Source organism: Novosphingobium sp. ZW T3_23, from assembly GCF_044987305.1.
In the GTDB taxonomy this organism is placed as follows: Bacteria; Pseudomonadota; Alphaproteobacteria; order Sphingomonadales; family Sphingomonadaceae; genus Novosphingobium.
On record NZ_JBJDRF010000025.1, the window covers coordinates 1 to 16,267 of the forward strand.

17 protein-coding genes and 1 pseudogene are annotated in these 16,267 nt (G+C 66.3%); 11 read left to right on the plus strand and 7 right to left on the minus strand.

Features of this window, described 5'->3' with window-relative positions; all coding sequences use genetic code 11:
• Positions 1-393: pseudogene (locus tag ACI3K3_RS13750) on the minus strand (DUF4136 domain-containing protein); the annotation flags it as partial.
• A gap of 223 nt (positions 394-616) precedes the next feature.
• Here ACI3K3_RS13750 and ACI3K3_RS13755 point away from each other — a divergent pair.
• Complete coding sequence (locus tag ACI3K3_RS13755; RefSeq protein WP_404914572.1) at positions 617-1,291, plus strand: MOSC domain-containing protein; 675 nt, start codon at positions 617-619, stop codon at positions 1,289-1,291.
• 152 nt (positions 1,292-1,443) lie between these two features.
• Here the strand turns inward: ACI3K3_RS13755 and trpS are convergent, their stop codons facing one another.
• The 3 genes from trpS to secB form a co-directional block, all read right to left on the minus strand.
• Positions 1,444-2,460: a tryptophan--tRNA ligase gene (gene trpS / locus ACI3K3_RS13760; protein ID WP_404914574.1), complete on the minus strand. Its 1,017-nt coding sequence runs from the start codon at positions 2,458-2,460 to the stop codon at positions 1,444-1,446.
• Positions 2,461-2,655: 195 nt separating this feature from the next.
• Positions 2,656-4,227 (minus strand): murein biosynthesis integral membrane protein MurJ, encoded by a 1,572-nt coding sequence (murJ, locus tag ACI3K3_RS13765; RefSeq protein ID WP_404914576.1) that lies wholly within the window; start codon positions 4,225-4,227, stop codon positions 2,656-2,658.
• Positions 4,228-4,350: 123 nt separating this feature from the next.
• Positions 4,351-4,863, minus strand: coding sequence for a protein-export chaperone SecB (gene secB, locus ACI3K3_RS13770; protein WP_313435655.1), 513 nt, complete (start codon positions 4,861-4,863; stop codon positions 4,351-4,353).
• Positions 4,864-5,274: 411 nt separating this feature from the next.
• On the opposite strand from secB, the gene ACI3K3_RS13775 reads away from it, so the two are divergent.
• The 4 genes from ACI3K3_RS13775 (at position 5,275) to ACI3K3_RS13790 (ending at position 8,535) form a co-directional block, all read left to right on the plus strand.
• Positions 5,275-5,973, plus strand: a complete 699-nt coding sequence (locus tag ACI3K3_RS13775) for a Tim44/TimA family putative adaptor protein (protein ID WP_404914578.1) — start codon at positions 5,275-5,277, stop codon at positions 5,971-5,973.
• A gap of 175 nt (positions 5,974-6,148) precedes the next feature.
• Positions 6,149-7,375 (plus strand): murein transglycosylase A, encoded by a 1,227-nt coding sequence (locus tag ACI3K3_RS13780; protein WP_404914580.1) that lies wholly within the window; start codon positions 6,149-6,151, stop codon positions 7,373-7,375.
• Positions 7,376-7,382: 7 nt separating this feature from the next.
• Positions 7,383-7,967: a Smr/MutS family protein gene (locus tag ACI3K3_RS13785; protein WP_404914582.1), complete on the plus strand. Its 585-nt coding sequence runs from the start codon at positions 7,383-7,385 to the stop codon at positions 7,965-7,967.
• A gap of 7 nt (positions 7,968-7,974) precedes the next feature.
• Complete coding sequence (locus tag ACI3K3_RS13790) at positions 7,975-8,535, plus strand: sugar O-acetyltransferase (protein WP_404914584.1); 561 nt, start codon at positions 7,975-7,977, stop codon at positions 8,533-8,535.
• Between the two features lie 25 nt (positions 8,536-8,560).
• On the opposite strand, the gene aroC is transcribed toward ACI3K3_RS13790, so the two are convergent.
• A complete protein-coding gene (aroC, locus tag ACI3K3_RS13795) occupies positions 8,561-9,628 on the minus strand; it encodes a chorismate synthase (RefSeq protein ID WP_404914586.1) in 1,068 nt (355 codons plus the stop codon).
• A 94-nt stretch (positions 9,629-9,722) separates the two neighbouring features.
• On the opposite strand from aroC, the gene ACI3K3_RS13800 reads away from it, so the two are divergent.
• Genes ACI3K3_RS13800 through ACI3K3_RS13815 form a run of 4 tightly spaced genes read left to right on the plus strand, consistent with a single transcriptional unit; the run spans position 9,723 to position 11,464 of the window.
• Positions 9,723-10,037, plus strand: coding sequence for an antibiotic biosynthesis monooxygenase (locus ACI3K3_RS13800; protein ID WP_147219627.1), 315 nt, complete (start codon positions 9,723-9,725; stop codon positions 10,035-10,037).
• Entirely contained in the window at positions 10,034-10,381 is a 348-nt protein-coding gene (locus tag ACI3K3_RS13805) for an arsenate reductase (protein ID WP_404914588.1), read from the plus strand. The genes ACI3K3_RS13800 and ACI3K3_RS13805 overlap by 4 nt, the downstream gene beginning before the upstream one ends.
• A 10-nt stretch (positions 10,382-10,391) precedes the next feature.
• The gene (pnuC, locus tag ACI3K3_RS13810; protein ID WP_404914590.1) at positions 10,392-10,958 is read left to right on the plus strand and encodes a nicotinamide riboside transporter PnuC; all 567 of its coding nucleotides are present in this window, start codon (positions 10,392-10,394) and stop codon (positions 10,956-10,958) included.
• Positions 10,955-11,464, plus strand: a complete 510-nt coding sequence (locus ACI3K3_RS13815) for an AAA family ATPase (protein WP_404914592.1) — start codon at positions 10,955-10,957, stop codon at positions 11,462-11,464. Before pnuC ends, ACI3K3_RS13815 begins: the two co-directional genes overlap by 4 nt.
• 165 nt (positions 11,465-11,629) lie before the next feature.
• Here ACI3K3_RS13815 and ubiG read toward each other — a convergent pair whose 3' ends face one another.
• Positions 11,630-12,379, minus strand: coding sequence for a bifunctional 2-polyprenyl-6-hydroxyphenol methylase/3-demethylubiquinol 3-O-methyltransferase UbiG (ubiG, locus tag ACI3K3_RS13820; protein ID WP_404914594.1), 750 nt, complete (start codon positions 12,377-12,379; stop codon positions 11,630-11,632).
• An 83-nt stretch (positions 12,380-12,462) separates the two neighbouring features.
• On the opposite strand from ubiG, the gene ACI3K3_RS13825 reads away from it, so the two are divergent.
• Positions 12,463-13,722: an aspartate kinase gene (locus tag ACI3K3_RS13825; protein ID WP_404914596.1), complete on the plus strand. Its 1,260-nt coding sequence runs from the start codon at positions 12,463-12,465 to the stop codon at positions 13,720-13,722.
• Between the two features lie 37 nt (positions 13,723-13,759).
• On the opposite strand, the gene ACI3K3_RS13830 is transcribed toward ACI3K3_RS13825, so the two are convergent.
• A complete protein-coding gene (locus ACI3K3_RS13830) occupies positions 13,760-15,109 on the minus strand; it encodes an acetyl-CoA hydrolase/transferase family protein (protein WP_404914598.1) in 1,350 nt (449 codons plus the stop codon).
• 143 nt (positions 15,110-15,252) lie between these two features.
• On the opposite strand from ACI3K3_RS13830, the gene ACI3K3_RS13835 reads away from it, so the two are divergent.
• On the plus strand, positions 15,253-16,266 hold the full coding sequence (locus ACI3K3_RS13835; protein ID WP_404914600.1) for an NAD(P)H-dependent flavin oxidoreductase: 1,014 nt from the start codon (positions 15,253-15,255) through the stop codon (positions 16,264-16,266).
• Position 16,267 lies beyond the last annotated feature (1 nt).

Sequence of the window (16,267 nt, forward strand, 5' to 3'; positions counted from 1 at the left end):
ACCATAGAAGCCGCGGCCGCCCCAGCCGCCGCCGTACCACGGGCCCCAGGCGCCGCCCATGCCGGGCGTGGAGCGCACGCGCTCGCGGCCGGTGTCCACGCCGTAATCGAAGCGGGCGATGAGGGTGGCCTTCGCGGGATCGTCCACCGGGGTATATCCGACCTTCTGCAGGCGATCGCTGACCAGGCGGGCGTAAGTGGCGAATTCGAGGCCACCGGCAAGCTTGGGGTCATCGGCCACGACGGCGATGGTCTGGCCGGCAGGCGCCGGAAGTTGCTGGAACCGCGATACGTCGGCCTTGAAAGGCGTGGCGCAGGCGGCGAGGGCCATCAGCAGGACGCCCACGGCAACGAGCCGCAGCTTTCCGAGATGGGTTCCGGGATTATCTGTCATCGGTTTCACTCCACGAACCCGACAGGACCGAGACGCCCTTCCCAAGCGCGGCCTGTGATTCTTCCAAAGACTCTGATTCTTTGCGACTCTGCCTTAATATCAAGGCCCTGAATAGCGGTTGAATGGAGGCAGGGTGGCGGCGAAGCGTTCCCGGAGCCGATATCCCATTCCTTCGCGATCAAGCCTTGAGATCAGGGTTATCATGTAGGAAGTCACCCGGATGTTGAACAGTTCCCCAGACACGCTTTCGGTTGCGATTCTTTCGATTCAGTGCGGAAAGGTCAGGCCTTTCCGGGGTGAGGACGAGCCTAGTGCCATCGGCAAGAAGCCGATCGAGGGGCGGGTGACGGTCCATCGCCTCGGCCTCGACGGAGATGAGCAGGCCGATCTTGCCGTCCACGGCGGACCAGACAAGGCGATCCACCACTATCCCCACGATCACTACGGCTTCTGGCGCGAATCGCTCGGGGATCACCCCCTGCTCTCCGACTTCGGTGCATTCGGCGAGAACATCGCTACGGAGGGCCTGACCGAGGAGCAGATCTGCGTGGGCGATCGCTGGCGGCTTGGCACCGCGCTGGTGGAGGTCAGCCAGGGGCGCCAGCCGTGCTGGAAGCTTGATCACCGCTTCGATGGCGCGATCGTCAACGCGCGGGTGGTGAAGTCGCGTCGCTCGGGCTGGTACTATCGGGTGCTGGAGGAAGGCGAAGTAGCCGCCGGGGACCGGATGGTACTGGTGGAACGGCCCTACCCGGACTGGAGCGTAAAGCGCGTCTTTGGCCTGCTTATCGCGGGCGAGCACAAGAAGGACCGCGAAGGACTGGAGGCGCTGGGTGAGGTCGCCTCGCTGGCGGCGACCTGGATGAGGCGGCGCGCAAAGCTGCTGGGGTTGGACTGACCGTAATCCCGGACCTGATCCGGGACCGCGGTCAAATCTTTAGGCGCTCGCCCGCGACGGGCCACTCTTGCTGAGCGCGTGCCTGGCTGCGAGGTGGGCGCGGCCAGGCCAGCGGTCCCGGATCAAGTCCGGGACGACGTCCTTTTTCCCGGTCAGCGAACCAGGCCGAGCGCCTGGTAGGCCTTCTCCAGCGTCGGCACGGCCAGCGCGCGCGCCTTTTCGGAGCCCTTGCGCAGGATCGCATCGAGCGAGTCGCGATCGCCGCGCAGTTCGACGAAGCGCGCATTGATCGGCGCCAGCTTATCCACCAGCAGCTCGCCCAGTGCCGGCTTGAACTTGCCGAAGCCCTCGCCGCCGAAGTCCGCGAGCACCGCCTCGATCGTGGTTCCGGCCATCACCGCGTAGATGCCCACCAGGTTGCGCGCCTCGGCTCGGCCTTCCAGGCCTTCCTTTTCCGAAGGCAGCGGCTCGGGATCGGTCTTGGCCTTCTTGACCTTCTGCATGATCGTGTCGGCATCGTCGGTGAGGTTGATGCGGGCCATGTCCGAGGGGTCGGACTTGCTCATCTTCGACGCACCGTCGCGCAGGCTCATGATGCGGGCGGCTTCCGGCGGGATGATCGGCTTGGGCAGGGTGAAGATCGGGTCTTCCTCGGTTCCGAAGTCGTTGTTGAACTTCTGCGCGATGTCGCGGGCGAGTTCGAGATGCTGCTTCTGGTCCTCGCCCACCGGAACGTGCGTGGCCTGATAGAGCAGCACGTCGGCAGCCTGGAGCACCGGGTAGGTGAATAGCGCGACGGACGCGCCTTCGCGGTTCTTGCCGGCCTTGTCCTTCCACTGCGTCATGCGGTTCAGCCAGCCCATCCGCGCGGTGCCGTTGAGCAGCCATTGCAGTTCGGCATGCTGGGGAACCTGCGTCTGGTTGAACAGGATCGAACGGTCGGGATCGACCCCGCAGGCCACCAGCGCCGCCACCATCTCGCGGGTGTTGGCGGAGAGCGTGGCCGGATCGTGCGGCATCGAGATCGCGTGGAGGTCGGCCAGGAAGTAGAGGCTGTCACCACCCTGCGCGGCGACGTCGTCCTGCATCTTTACCCAATTGCGGATCGCACCGAGATAGTTGCCGAGATGCAGGTTGCCGGTAGGCTGGATGCCGGAGACGATACGCATGGATGCGTCCTTCGCGAGTTGTGAGTTGTCAGGGATGTCGTGGTGGCGCCGGTAGCGGCGCGAATGCAGGTGCGGTCAGCGCGGCGCGCGCGCGACGATCCGCCATCGCCATGAGCGGCGCGAGAAGGCAGACTTCGAGAGCGAAAGATCCTGCATGGGCGGGGCTCTTAGCACAATCGGGCACGGATGGAAGCCTCAGGGCGCGGTGCGGCGGCGGCGCAGCAGGGCGAGGTCGGCGCGGGTGAAGGCGCCGGTTGCCAGCGTTGCCATCGCATAGACCACGCCGCCGGCGGAAACGAGCACGGCCAGGGCAAGGCCGCGCACCAGCCAGGTGCCGTGGAGGTAGGGCGTCAACAGATCCTGGCCGAACCACAGCACCGCGCCCATCGCCACGGCGGCGAGGGTAAGGCGCGGAGCACGGCGCTTGAGGCGAGCGTCGGCCTGGAAATGGCCGCGCTTCACCAAAGCCCAATAGAGCATGGCGACGTTCGCGGTAGAGGCGATGGCGGTGGCCAGCGGCGGGCCCATGTGCTGGAGCGGCACGATCAGCACGAGGTTGCCGACGAGGTTGACCACCATCGACATCATCGCGAAACGGACCGGCGTCTTCGTGTCCTGGCGGGCGTAGAAGCCGGGGGTCAGCACTTTCACGAGGATGTAGCTGGGGAGGCCGATCGAGAAGGCGGCCAGCGCCTCGGCGGTGCGGGCCACGTCGTTCGCGTCGAACTTGCCGTAGCCGAACAGGGCGGCGGCGATCGGCTGGCCGCAGACGATCAGCGCCACGGCGGCGGGCAGGGTGAGCAGCAGGGCCAGTTCCATGCCGCGATTCTGCGTGTCCATCGCCGCCTGGTGCTCTCCCCCGCCGAGCTGGCGCGAGATCGTCGGCAGCAGCACGGTGCCAAGGCCGATGCCGATCAGGCCGAGCGGAAGCTGGTTCAGGCGGTCGGCCATGTAGATGTAGGTGACCGAACCATGCGCCAGCAGCGAGGCGGCGAGTGCGGTGGAGATCACGAGATTGATCTGTACGGCCCCCGCTCCGGCGGCGGCGGGCAGGATCAGCTTCATCAGGCGCTTGACGTCGGCGTTCCATACCGGCCGGCGCAGTCGCATCGACACGCCGTTGGCACGGCAGGCCCACATCAGCCAGAGCAGCTGGAGCGCGCCAGAAATCGAAACGGCGATTGCCTGGTTGCGTGCCGTCACCAGAGCATCGTTCGAATGGAAGCCGAGCAGGGCGACGATCAGCGTCAGGTTCAGCAGGATCGGCGCGGCGGCGTTGACCCAGAACTTATTGAGCGAATTCAGAATCCCGCCCAGCAGCGAGACGAGGCTGATGAGCGCGAGATAGGGAATGGTGATCCGGCTGAGCTGCACCGCATAGGCGAACTGCTCGTGGCTGACGCCGTTGAACTTGCCGGAAAGCAGGAAAGTCACCGGCCAGGCGAAGACTTCCAGCACCACCGTCATGGCGATCAGGATCGGCAGGAGCACGGCCAGCGCCTGCTCCGCGAAAGTGATGCCGGCGGGCAGGCCGGGGCCGTCCTTGTCCGCTACCTTCTGGTTGAACATGGGGATGAAGGCCGAGGCGAAGGCGCCTTCCGCGAAGAGGGCGCGGAACATGTTCGGCAGTCGGAACGCGATCAGGAAGGCGTCCGAGGCGAAACCCGCGCCCACGAAGCGGGCGAACAGGCTGTCGCGGACCAGGCCGAGCACGCGGCTGGCGAGAGTGAGGCCGCCGACGCTGGCCAGCGCCTTTACAAGGTTCATGCCCGGAAAATCCCGCTGGTCGCCAAAATGTTAGGCCCGGATAAGCCAACGGCCCACGTCTCCGGTCTGGAGGCGCGGGCCGATAGTGCAAGAACGCGCGTCATACGCCGTTCAGGCAGGCGTTCAGGCGTGGCCGACCGGCTCGCCCTGGGTGGCGTCGGCCTGCTGCTGCGCCTGGAGCTGCTGGATGTAGAGGCCGTTGAAGTCGATCGGCTCCAGCATCAGCGGCGCGAAGCCGGCATCGCGCACGGCATCGGCGACGACGCGGCGGGCGAAGGGGAACAGGATGCGCGGCGCTTCGGCATAGAGGAATGCATGGGCCTGGCCTTCGTCGAGATTGCGCATGCCGACGAGGGCGGCGTAGGCCAGTTCGACCGCGAAGGCGGTGCCCTGCGGGCCTTTCGAGGCGCAGGTGATCTTCAGTTCGACTTCATGCACTTCGCCGTCGATCTGGCGCGCGCCGATGTTGAACTGCACTTCGATCTGCGGCTGGTCCTGCCACGAGAAGCTCTGCGGTGCGTTCGGATTCTCTACCGAGAGATCCTTCACGTACTGCGAGATGATGCCGGCGGCCGGCGCGGAATCCTCGCCGTTTTCGAGGTTGAGATCGGAGATGACGTTGCCTTCGTCGGCCATTTGGTTCGTTCCCGTCAATTTGGCCCATCAACAGAGCGCACGGATTAAAGTCTGGCGCGCCGCGTAAAGCATTTTTCGGGCCGGTGGAACACCCGAGAAGGGCGAAATCGTTTTATGCCCAAGTGCGGCGCGGTTCTGCCCGGTCAGTTCTGGGCGGCCGGTTCTGGGCGGTCGATTCGGCGCAAGGGTCGGGGAACGCCCGAGGGAACGGTTGCCGGGCCCGGACGTTGGTTACGCTATAATGACGCGATAGGGCTCGCGTAACGGCGGAAAAACCCCAGATACCGTTGCTCACGCGTTGTTCATTTGAAAACCGTACCTATCTGGGTCTATGATGGCGCCTTCGGGCGGATGGCGAAATCGCTCCACCCGTACCCCTGAAGCGTCCAACACAAGGATGGACAAAGGAACGTGACACCGGAAATCGTGATCCTGGCCATGATCGCAGCCTTCCTGGGCCTGCGGCTCTATTCGGTACTTGGCCGTCGTGCCGAGCATGAGGAAGAGCCGATCCAGGGGCGCTTCGAAGGCCGCCAGGGCCAGCCCGGTGCGCCGCGCGTTCCGGCCCCCAAGGTCGACGGCAAGCCGGAAGCCAAGGCGGAAGAGCGCGGCCGGGCTGGTCAGCCGCAGCGAGCGCGCGAAATGCCGCTTGCCCCGCCTTCGGTCGAGCGAGGCCTTGCCGAAATCTCCGGCGTGGACCGTCGCTTCGATGCCTATGCCTTCCTCGAAGGCGCGCGCAGTGCCTATCGCCTGATTCTGGAATCGTTCTGGAAGGGCGACAAGGCAGAGCTTCGCTCGCTTTGCGACGGCGATGTCTATGAAAGCTTCGCGGCCGCGATCGACGCACGTGCAGCGGCGGGCGAGACCATGGACAACCGCCTTATCCGCGTAGAGGACGTGGCGATCGTCTCTGCCGGCGTGGAAAGCGGTTATGCTCGCATCACCCTGCGCTTCCGGTCGGACATTGCGGCCGTGACGCGGGATGCCGAAGGCCATGTGATCGCCGGATCGCTCGACGATGCGATCGAGGCGGTGGACGTCTGGACTTTCAGCCGGCAACTCAATTCGTCCGGTCCCGACTGGCTGCTCGACGAAACCGACGCGGGTTGATCGCCCAACTCGGTTGATTTCACGCCGAGTATCCCACAAGAGTTGGCAGACCCTCCAGGGTAAACAGGCTGGGCCGAAAGGTCCGGCCCTGTTGTTATCAGCGTTGTTATCAGGCTTTCGGAGATCGATCTTGCGGGGATGGAATGTGTCGCGACGCCGGGAGTCGCGTTTTCCGTTGCGCCGATTGTCTGCCTTTGTCCTGCCGGCCCTGCTGGCGGCCTGCGTGCAAGTGGTCCCCGGCCCCAAAGGGCCTTCGCGGCCGCCGGCCCGGCCGCCCGTGCAGAAGCCCCGGCCACCGGTGCCTGCCGGGCCTGCGCAGCCGCAGCCGGTCAGTGCCGTAGCGGCGGGCGTGAAGGCGGGGCCAGCCGTGTCTTCCCTTCCGCTCGGCTCCAGCGACGCCGTCGCGGCGCTCGCCTCTTTCCGCGAAAGCTGCCCGCGCGTCACCGTGCGCACGGATGCCAGCGGACTTACGCGCGCGGCCGATTGGCGGCAGGCCTGCGCCGCCGCAGCAGCCTGGAGCGGCAAGCCCGCCGCGCAATTTTTCGCCACTTATTTCGAAACCGCCCGCATCGGTGACGGCAAGGGCTTCGCAACCGGCTATTACGAACCCGAAATCGCCGGTTCGCGCCTGCCGGTTCCGGGCTATACGGTGCCCGTCTATTCCATGCCCGGCGACCTCGTGCGCGCCCGGCCCGGTGACGCCACGCCGACGTCGAGCGGACGCATGCCGCTTGGTCGCTACGATGTCGGGGGCGACTTCGTGCCCTATCACGACCGCGCCGCGATCGAGCAGGGGGCGCTTTCCGGCAAGGGACTGGAAATCGCCTGGGTGGCCGATCCGGTGGAGTTCTTCTTCCTCCAGGTCCAGGGTTCGGGCCGCCTGCGCGCGCCGGACGGCAGCGTGATGCGCATCGGTTACGCCGGACAGAACGGCCTGCCCTATACCGGCATCGGCGGCGTCATGCGCGATCGCGGCCTGGTGGGCTCGGGGCCGGGACAGTATTCCGGGTCGATGCAGGGGATCATCCGCTACATCCACGACAACCCCCGGGACGGCGCCGCACTTATGCGCGAGAACAAGTCTTGGGTGTTCTTCAAGGAACTCAAGGGCGATGGTCCGCTCGGTGCGCTGAACGTGCCGGTGCGGGGCCATGCCTCGGTGGCGGCGGATCCCCGCTTCGTGCCGCTGGGCGCGCCGGTCTGGCTGCGCCTCGACCGGCGCGAGGCGACCGGGCTCTGGATCGCGCAGGATACCGGCGGCGCCATCAAGGGCGCGAATCGCTTCGACACCTTCTGGGGCTCGGGCGAGCAGGCGCGGCTGACCGCCGGCGGGATGAGCGGCCGGGGCGAGGCGCTGATTCTGGTACCCAAGGGTACGCTTGCGCGCCTCGGCGTGCGATAGAACGATCATGCGAAGGTCGGGACGGCGATTGACGGCGGAAGAAGCGGAAGTCTGGGCGCTAGTCGCCCGGACGGTGACGCCGCTCGAAAAGCGCCGACCCGCTGCGGCGCCTGCCGCAACCGTGCCGACACCGCCGAAGACCGTGGTTTTTCCGCCCGCGCCGCCGCCCAAGAAGGTGAAAGGCCGGGTGCCGCCGCCGCTTCCGCCCAAGCCGGTGGCGCCGGCCAAGCCGAAAGTCGATGCGCCGCTCCATCTCGACGGTTCCTGGGAAAAGCGCATCTCGAAGGGCACGCTGATCCCGGATTTCAGCCTCGACCTGCACGGATCGAACCTCGACCAGGCCTATGTGCGACTGATGCACGGGCTTACCCAGGCCAAGGCCATGGGCGCGCGCGTGGTGCTGATCGTGACGGGCAAGCCCCGGCCCGTCGATGCCATGGACCGTGGCTCCGCGCGCGGGGCGATTCGCGCCAAGATCACCGACTGGCTGGCGGCCAGCGATCACGCCCACGACATCGTCGCCATTCGCGGCGCGCACCGCCGGCACGGCGGCCAGGGCGCCATCTACGTCGTCCTCAGGAAGCGGAGGTAGCATTCCCATGGAGCGTTCCGAAAAGCAGAAGATGCTCGCTGGAGAGCCCTACCACGCCAGCGATCCCGAGATTCAGGCCAACCAGTTGGCAGCGGCGGAGTGGATGCACCGCTTCAACCATATCGGTCCGATAGCTGCCGCCGAGCGCGAGGCCCTGCTGCGCGAGCGGTTCGGCGCGGTCGGCGCGAATTGCGTGATCCGGCCGCCGTTCCACTGCGACTACGGCTTCAACATCAGCCTTGGCAGCGGCGTGTTCCTGAACTTCAACTGCGTGGTGCTGGACGTGGTGGAAGTGAGCATCGGTGATGGCACCCAGATCGGGCCGGGCGTCCAGATCCTCACGGCCGACCATCCACGCGATCCCGCGGAGCGCACGACCGGGCGCGAGTGGGGGCGTCCGATCCGGATCGGTCGCAATGTCTGGATCGGTGGCGGCGCGATCATCCTGCCCGGCGTGACCGTGGGCGACCATGCAGTGATCGGCGCAGGCAGCGTCGTCACGCGCGATGTGCCGGAAGGCGCCACAGTGGTCGGCAATCCGGCGAAAGTGCGCAGTCCGCTGGATTGATCTGAAGCGGCGCCGTTGGTTCAGGTCAGCCGCACTGGCCGCGATGGAGCAGCTTGTGGTCGGCCAGGACCAGCGCCATCATCGCCTCTACCACCGGAACGCCGCGAATGCCGACGCAGGGGTCGTGGCGGCCCTTGGTGAACAGTTCGGTCGCCTCGCCTTCACGGTTGATGGTCGGCTGCGGGGTCAGGATCGAGCTGGTCGGCTTGAAAGCCACGCGCACCACCACCGGCTGGCCGGTCGATATGCCGCCGGCAATGCCGCCCGCATGGTTGGCACTGAATTCAGGGCCATTCGTACCCGGATGCATCGGGTCGGCGTTCTGTTCGCCGGTGAGGCGTGCGGCAGCGAAACCGTCGCCGATCTCCACGCCCTTCACGGCATTTATGCCCATCATCGCGGCGGCCAGATCGGCGTCGAGCTTGCCGTAGAGCGGCGCGCCCCAGCCTACCGGAACGCCCGTCACCACGCATTCGACCACCGCGCCGACCGAGGAACCGGCCAGACGCGCATCGTCGACGATCTTTTCCCAGCGCTTCGCCGCTTCGGCATCGGGGCAGAAGAACGGGTTGTTGCCGATCTCGGCCGAATCGAAATTCGCCCTGTCGATGGCATCGCCGCCGATCTCCGAGACATAGGCGAGGATCGTCACTTCCGGGATCACCAGCCGCGCCACGCCGCCCGCCGCCACGCGGCTCGCGGTTTCGCGGGCCGAGCTGCGGCCGCCGCCGCGATAGTCGCGGAAGCCGTACTTGGCGTCATAGGCATAGTCGGCATGGCCGGGGCGATAGGCCTTGGCTACGTCCGAATAGTCCTTCGAGCGCTGGTCTACGTTCTCGATCATCAGGCTGATCGGCGTGCCGGTCGTTTTGCCTTCGAACACGCCGGAGAGGATGCGGACCTGATCCGGCTCCTGCCGCTGCGTGGTGAACTTCGACTGGCCAGGGCGGCGCGCGTCGAGGAAGGGCTGGATCACGCTCTCGTCGATGGGGAGGCCCGGCGGGCACCCGTCGACGACGGCGCCGATGGCCGGCCCGTGGCTCTCGCCCCAAGTGGTGAATCGCAGAAGACGGCCGAAAGTGTTCACGCTCATGCTCCGCGCCTTGGCGCGCAATCTTCGGATTGTCCAGCATGGGGTGCGAGCCAGATGCTTGCGGAACGCTCTGTGAAGGCCCATGAGCGCGGCCATGTTCCTGGTCGTCTTCCGCAATCGCAAGCGCGCCGACATCGATGCGGCAGCCTATTCCGCCGATGCCGAGGCCATGGATGCGCTCGCCCGCGCGCAGCCTGGCTTCCTCTCCTTCAAGAGCTACACCAGCGAGGACGGCGAAGTGATCGCGCTGTCGGAATGGCAGGACGAAGCCGCCGCCCTTGCATGGCGCCGCGTCGCCGCCCATGCCGAAGTGCAGGCCAAGGGGCGCGAGCACTACTATCAGAGCTACACCGCCTTCGCCTGCAACGAACCGCGTGTGCGTCATTTCGAGAGGGAAACCGAATCGTGAGCCTTGAATTCTACGGCATCCCCAACTGCGACACCGTCAAGAAGGCCCGCAAGTGGCTGGAGGCGCGCGGCACCGACTACACGTTCCATGACTACAAGAAGGAAGGCGCCGATGCCGCCCGGCTGGAGAAGTGGGTGGCCGACGCGGGCTGGGAAAAAGTGCTCAACCGCGCCGGGACGACGTTCAAGAAGCTGCCGGACGCGGACAAGGCCGATATCGATGCCGCCAAGGCGGTTGCGATCATGACCGCCAACCCCAGCTGCATAAAGCGCCCGGTCGTCGAACATCCGGGTGGGCTGCTGGTGGGCTTCAAGGAGCCGGAATGGGAAGCGACGCTCGGCTGATCGGGGTTTCATGAACACGGTCGAATGGGTGGCGGCAGGCCTGGGCCTTGCCAATATCGCGCTGCTGGTGCGGCGCAGCGTGTGGAACTTTCCGTTCGGCATGGCCATGGTCGCGCTCTACTTCGTCGTGTTCCGGGAAGCGAAGCTCTATGGCGAGGCGGGGCTGCAGGTGTTCTTCTTCGCCGCGCAGATCTGGGGCTGGGCGCTGTGGGTGCGCGCGGGTGGCGGCGAAAGCCGGGTGCCGGTGCGGCGGCTGGGCCACTTTGCGCGGCTGCTCTGGCTGACCGGCACGGCGGCGCTGGCGCTCAATCTGGGCTGGGTCATGCACCGGTTCACCGACGCCTCGCTGCCCTATGCGGATTCCGCCATAGCGGGCGCCAGCATCGCCGCGCAGATCCTGCTGGGCTTCCGCCGTATCGAGAACTGGGTGCTGTGGATCGCGATCGACCTCGCCTCGATCGGGGTCTATCTCTACAAGGAACTCTGGCCGACCGCCGCGCTCTATCTGGTGCTGCTGGTCATGTCGGTGCTGGGCCTGCGTGAATGGATCGCGGCGGAAAAGGCGCAAGAGGCGTGATCACGGTCTGCCTCCACGGAGCGGAAAGCACCGGCAAGTCGGTACTCGCGGGGCGGCTGGGCTACCCCTGGGTGCCGGAATTCGGCCGGACCTACTGCGAGGAACACGGCACCGACCTGGCGATGGCGGACCTGCTCGCCATTGCAGAGGGGCAGGCCGAGGAGAACCGCAAGGCTATGGCGGCGCGCCCGCCCGTTCTCCTGTTCGATACCGACCAGCTCATGACCGCCGCCTGGGCGCTGATGCTCTTCGGCGAAGCGCCGGAGGTTCTGCTGAGCTACCCCAAGGCCGACCACTACCTGCTGTTCGCGCCAGACGTTCCGTGGCGGGACGATGGGACGCGGTTCTTCGGTACGGACGACAGGCGCGCGCGCTTTGCCGCTCTGGCCGAGGAGATGCTGGTGCGGGCGGGCGTGCCGTTTTCGCGGATCGGCGGTTCCTGGGAGGAGCGGGAAGAGCAGGTTCGGGGGGTTATTCGGGATTTAAGAGGAAGTCCTGGGGGATGATCCCCCAGACCCTCGGAATGTCGATCTTGCGCGCGGCTTAAAGTTTTGCGCCCCTTGCGGCGCAGCCAATATGTCTCCCGACGCCGCCATGGGCGCGGGGCGGCTAGTGCAGGGCATGACCTCGACAGTAGCGGGGTGCAGGGGTGTTGACCCCTGCGTTCCCTCCTACTTCTTACGCGCGGTAGCGATGAAGTTCAGCGAGAGATCCTCCGACAGGTGCAGGCCAGCCGTGGGCGACCATGCGATACCCTTCGGTTCGCCCAGCACCAGCCCGGCGCCATCCGCAAGGTCGCGCAGTTCGTCGGGCGTGGCGAAGGCGTTCCAATCATGCGTGCCGCGCGGGACTTTGCCGAGGCGTTCGGCGGCCTCCACCAGCAGCAGGCGCGATGCCGGGGTACGGTTGGGGCAGGAGAGGAACATCAGCCCGTCGTCCGCGAGCGCATCGGCAAGCTGGCCGATGAACAGCGCCTTGTCGGTGACGTGCTCGATCACTTCCAGCGAGCAGACCAGGTCGTAGCCGGAGAGCCCCAGTGCGCCCAGTTCGCCGTGGCGGTAGTCGATGGCAAGGCCCATCGCTTCGGCATGGGCGGAAGCCGCCGCGATGTTTTCCGCCGCCGCGTCCACGCCGGTCACGCTGGCGCCGAGGCGGGCAAGGGGTTCGCAGAGCAGACCCGCGCCGCAGCCGGCATCGAGCGCGCGCTTGCCCGAAAGGGGGCGCAGCATGCGCGAGTCCGTGGAGAAGTGCCGGTCGATCTCGGCGCGGATGAAGCCCAGGCGGACCGGGTTCAGCTTGTGCAGCATGGCCGAGGAACCCTTGGGATCCCACCATTCCGCCGCCAGTGCACCGAAGTGAGCAGCCTCTTTCGGATCGATTGTTGCGCGAGAAGGCGTGTTCGAAGCAGTTGCATTGTCCATCACTCCCCCCTAACAGCGCGCCCGACTCTTATCCACACGCGCATCTCTTCTTTGCGCAACAACCGACGGGGAGCAGTGGCACCTTGGCACGTATCGTGATGAAATTCGGCGGCACTTCCATGGCCGGGACCGAGCGAATCCGGCGCGTGGCGGGCATTGTCAAACGCCAGCAGGAAGCGGGCCACGAAGTCGCCGTCGTCGTTTCGGCCATGGCCGGCGAGACCGACCGCCTCGTGAACTTCTGCCGCGAAGCCAATGCCCTCTACGATCCGGCGGAATATGACGTGGTCGTCGCCTCGGGCGAGCAGGTAACGTCCGGCCTTCTGGCGCTCACGCTTCAGGCGATGGGCTGCAAGGCGCGTTCGTGGCTGGGTTGGCAGCTGCCGATCAAGACCGACGACGCCCATGCCAAGGCCCGTATCGAGGACTTCGATTCGGAAGCTCTGCTGGCTTCGATGGCCGCCGGTGAAATCGCGGTGATCCCCGGTTTCCAGGGCGTTTCGCCCGACAACCGCATCACCACGCTGGGCCGTGGCGGTTCGGACACTTCGGCGGTGGCCGTGGCGGCTGCGGTCAAGGCCGACCGCTGCGACATCTACACCGATGTCGACGGCGTCTACACCACCGACCCGCGCATCGTTGCCAAGGCGCGCAAGCTGCCGCTGGTGACCTATGAAGAAATGCTCGAACTGGCCTCGGTCGGATCGAAGGTGCTGCAGACCCGCTCGGTCTCGCTGGCGATGAAGGAGAACGTGCGCGTGCAGGTGCTCTCCTCGTTCATCGACGAGAATGCCCCGGCCGCAGACACCCTCCCCGGAACGATGATCGTCAGCGACGAAGAACTCGAAGGAAGCGATATGGAACGCCAGCTGATCACCGGCATCGCCGCCGACAAGAACGAAGCCAAGGTCACGATGACCCGCGTGCCCGACCGTCCTGGCGCCGTGGCCGCGATCTTCGCGCCGCTTGCCGAACAGAACATCAACGTCGACATGATCATCCAGAACGTTGCCAAGGACAAAGGCGAGACCGACGTCACCTTCACGGTGCCGCAGGCCGACCTCGTCCGCGCGCAGGCGCTGCTGGAAGAACGCAAGGAAGCGATCGGCTACTACCGCATGATCGCCGACAGTAACGTGGCCAAGGTCAGCGTCGTCGGCGTCGGCATGCGCAGCCACGCTGGTGTCGCCTCCACCATGTTCAAGACGCTGGCCGATCGCGGCATCAACATCATCGCCATCTCGACCAGCGAGATCAAGGTTTCGGTCCTGATCGACACCGACGAGACCGAACTGGCAGTGCGCGTGCTGCACACGGCCTACGGGCTCGACGCTGCTGCGTAATAACGCGACTTAGCGCGAATCAGGAAAAGGCGGCGCGCTAAGCGCCGCCTTTTTTCGTTTCTAGAGCGCGCGCCAGTGCGTCGCGGAACCTGGGATCGGCCAGGCCGATCAGCAGTTCGGCGCGCTCGCGCAAGCTCTTGCCGCGCAAGTCGGCGGCGCCGTGCTCGGTGACGATCCAGTGGACGTCGTTGCGCGGGGTCGTAACCGGACCGTCGAGCCTGGGGACGATGCGGCTTACGGTGCCGCCTCTCGCGGTCGAGCGGCAGGCGATCACCGAGACGCCGTCCTTCGAACCATAGGCGCCGCGCACGAAATCGAGCTGGCCGCCCGCCGCCGAGTGCTGCATTCCGCCCATGAACTCCGAATTGCAGGCACCCTGGAGATCGACCTGGATTGTCGCATTGACCGAGACGACGCGGTCGTTGCGGGCGATTTCGGCGGCATTGTTCACGACATCGACGGGCAGCGAATAGACTTGCGGGTTGCCGTCCATCCAGCGGTAGAAGGGCTCGTCCCCCATGGCGAAGGAATAGACGCTGCGGCCTGGATGCGTGGTCTTGCGCCGGTTGGTGACGGCGCCCGAGTGGACCAGCCCCGCCATGGCCGGGGTGAGCAGCTCGGTATGGATGCCGAGGTCACGGCGGTTGCCGATGCGGCGGCAGACGGCGGCGGGCAGGTTGCCGATGCCCATTTGCAGGCAGGCGCCGTCGTCGACCATGTCCGCGATTTGCGCGGCGATTGCCTCGTCCTCGGGCGAGGCGGGGCCTTCTCCGAAGCTGAGCAGGGGGACGTGGTTCTCGACGATGGCCGTGACCTGCGAGACGTGCAGAGGCGTGGAGCAGGCGACGCGCGGCATGGCCGGGTTCACTTCGACGATCACCGTCTTCGCGCAGTGCGCGGCCACTGAAGTATAGTCGTTGGCGACACCGAAGCTGAAGTAGCCGTCCTCGTCCATCGGCGAGACTGTCAGCACGCAGGCATCGAGCGCGATCTCGTCGCGCAGCAGCCGGGGCGAGCCGCTGAAGGCGCAGGGCACGAAATCGATCAGGGCTTCGGCGGTGGGGTCGGCCTTGATCAGGGCGCGCTCCACGCCGCTCATGAACAGGCAGCGTGGTCGGATCGCTCCGAGCAGGTCGCGGCGCAGGATGGTCGATCCCGCGTGAGTCTGGGACAGGAGATACCAGACCCGCACGTCGCGCAGCGTTCCCGCTTCCGCGCGCCGGGCAAGCGCGGCCAGGATCGCGGGCGGCTCGGCCACGGCCATCCCCATGGCCAGGTCGCTGTCGCTGGCGATGGCAAGGACGGCCTCGTCGGCACTCGTCAGCCTGGCGGCGTAAGTCTGTCTTGCGTCCATCGTCCCGCCCTTCATCGCTGCAACGGCTATCATCGCTCGGTGCCGTCGCTCGGTGCCGACGGTCTGCCATCGCTCCGGGGCAAGCGAAAGCCCCCTTGGCGCCAGCGCTTGTGCGCGGGGCTGTGCGCATCTATGGCGCACGCTCGTTTCTAGAATTGCCGGCTATGGGAGCATCGATGGCCACCTCTAAGACTTCCGCACTGATGACGCGCGGACGCGAGTTCCTCGGTACCGAATATGCGATCCTGTGCGGCGCCATGTCCTGGGTGTCGGAGCGTAACCTCGTCTCGGCGATCAGCAATGCCGGCGGCTTCGGCGTGATCGCCTGCGGCGCGATGAACCCCGAGCTGCTCGACAAGGAGATCGAAGCCACCCGCGCGATGACGGACAAGCCCTTCGGCGTGAACCTCATCACCATGCACCCGCAGCTGTTCGACCTGATCGCGGTCTGCGCTCGGCACAAGGTCGGCCATGTCGTGCTGGCCGGCGGCATTCCGCCCAAGGGCAGTGTCGAGGCGATCAAGGAAGCAGGCGCCAAGGTCATCTGCTTCGCGCCGACGCTGGCGCTGGGCAAGAAGCTGCTGCGCTCGGGTGCGGACGCCCTGGTGATCGAGGGCATGGAAGCGGGAGGCCACATCGGCCCGGTCTCCACTTCGGTCCTGGCGCAGGAAATCCTGCCCGCGCTGGCGGCCGATCATCTCGTCTTCGTGGCGGGCGGCATCGGCCGGGGCGAGGCCATGGCCGGCTACCTCGAAATGGGCGCTTCGGGCGTCCAGCTCGGCACGCGCTTCGCCTGCGCCACCGAATCGATCGCCCACCCGGACTTCAAGAAGGCCTTCTTCCGCGCCAATGCCCGCGACGCGGTCACTTCGGTGCAGGTCGATCCGCGCTTGCCGGTGATTCCGGTGCGCGCGCTCAAGAACAAGGGCACCGAGGAATTCACCGCCAAGCAGATCGAAGTGGCGCGCCTGCTGGACGCCGGTGAGGTCGACATGGGCGAGGCCCAGCTCAAGATCGAGCACTTCTGGGCCGGTGCCCTGCGCCGCGCGGTGATCGAGGGCGATGTCGAGAACGGCTCGATCATGGCGGGCCAGTCGGTCGGCATGGTCAGCAAGGAAGAGCCGGTGAGCGAGATCATCGCCGCGCTCATGGCCGAATCCGAAGCCGCGCTTTCCAACCGCTCCGCCTGAA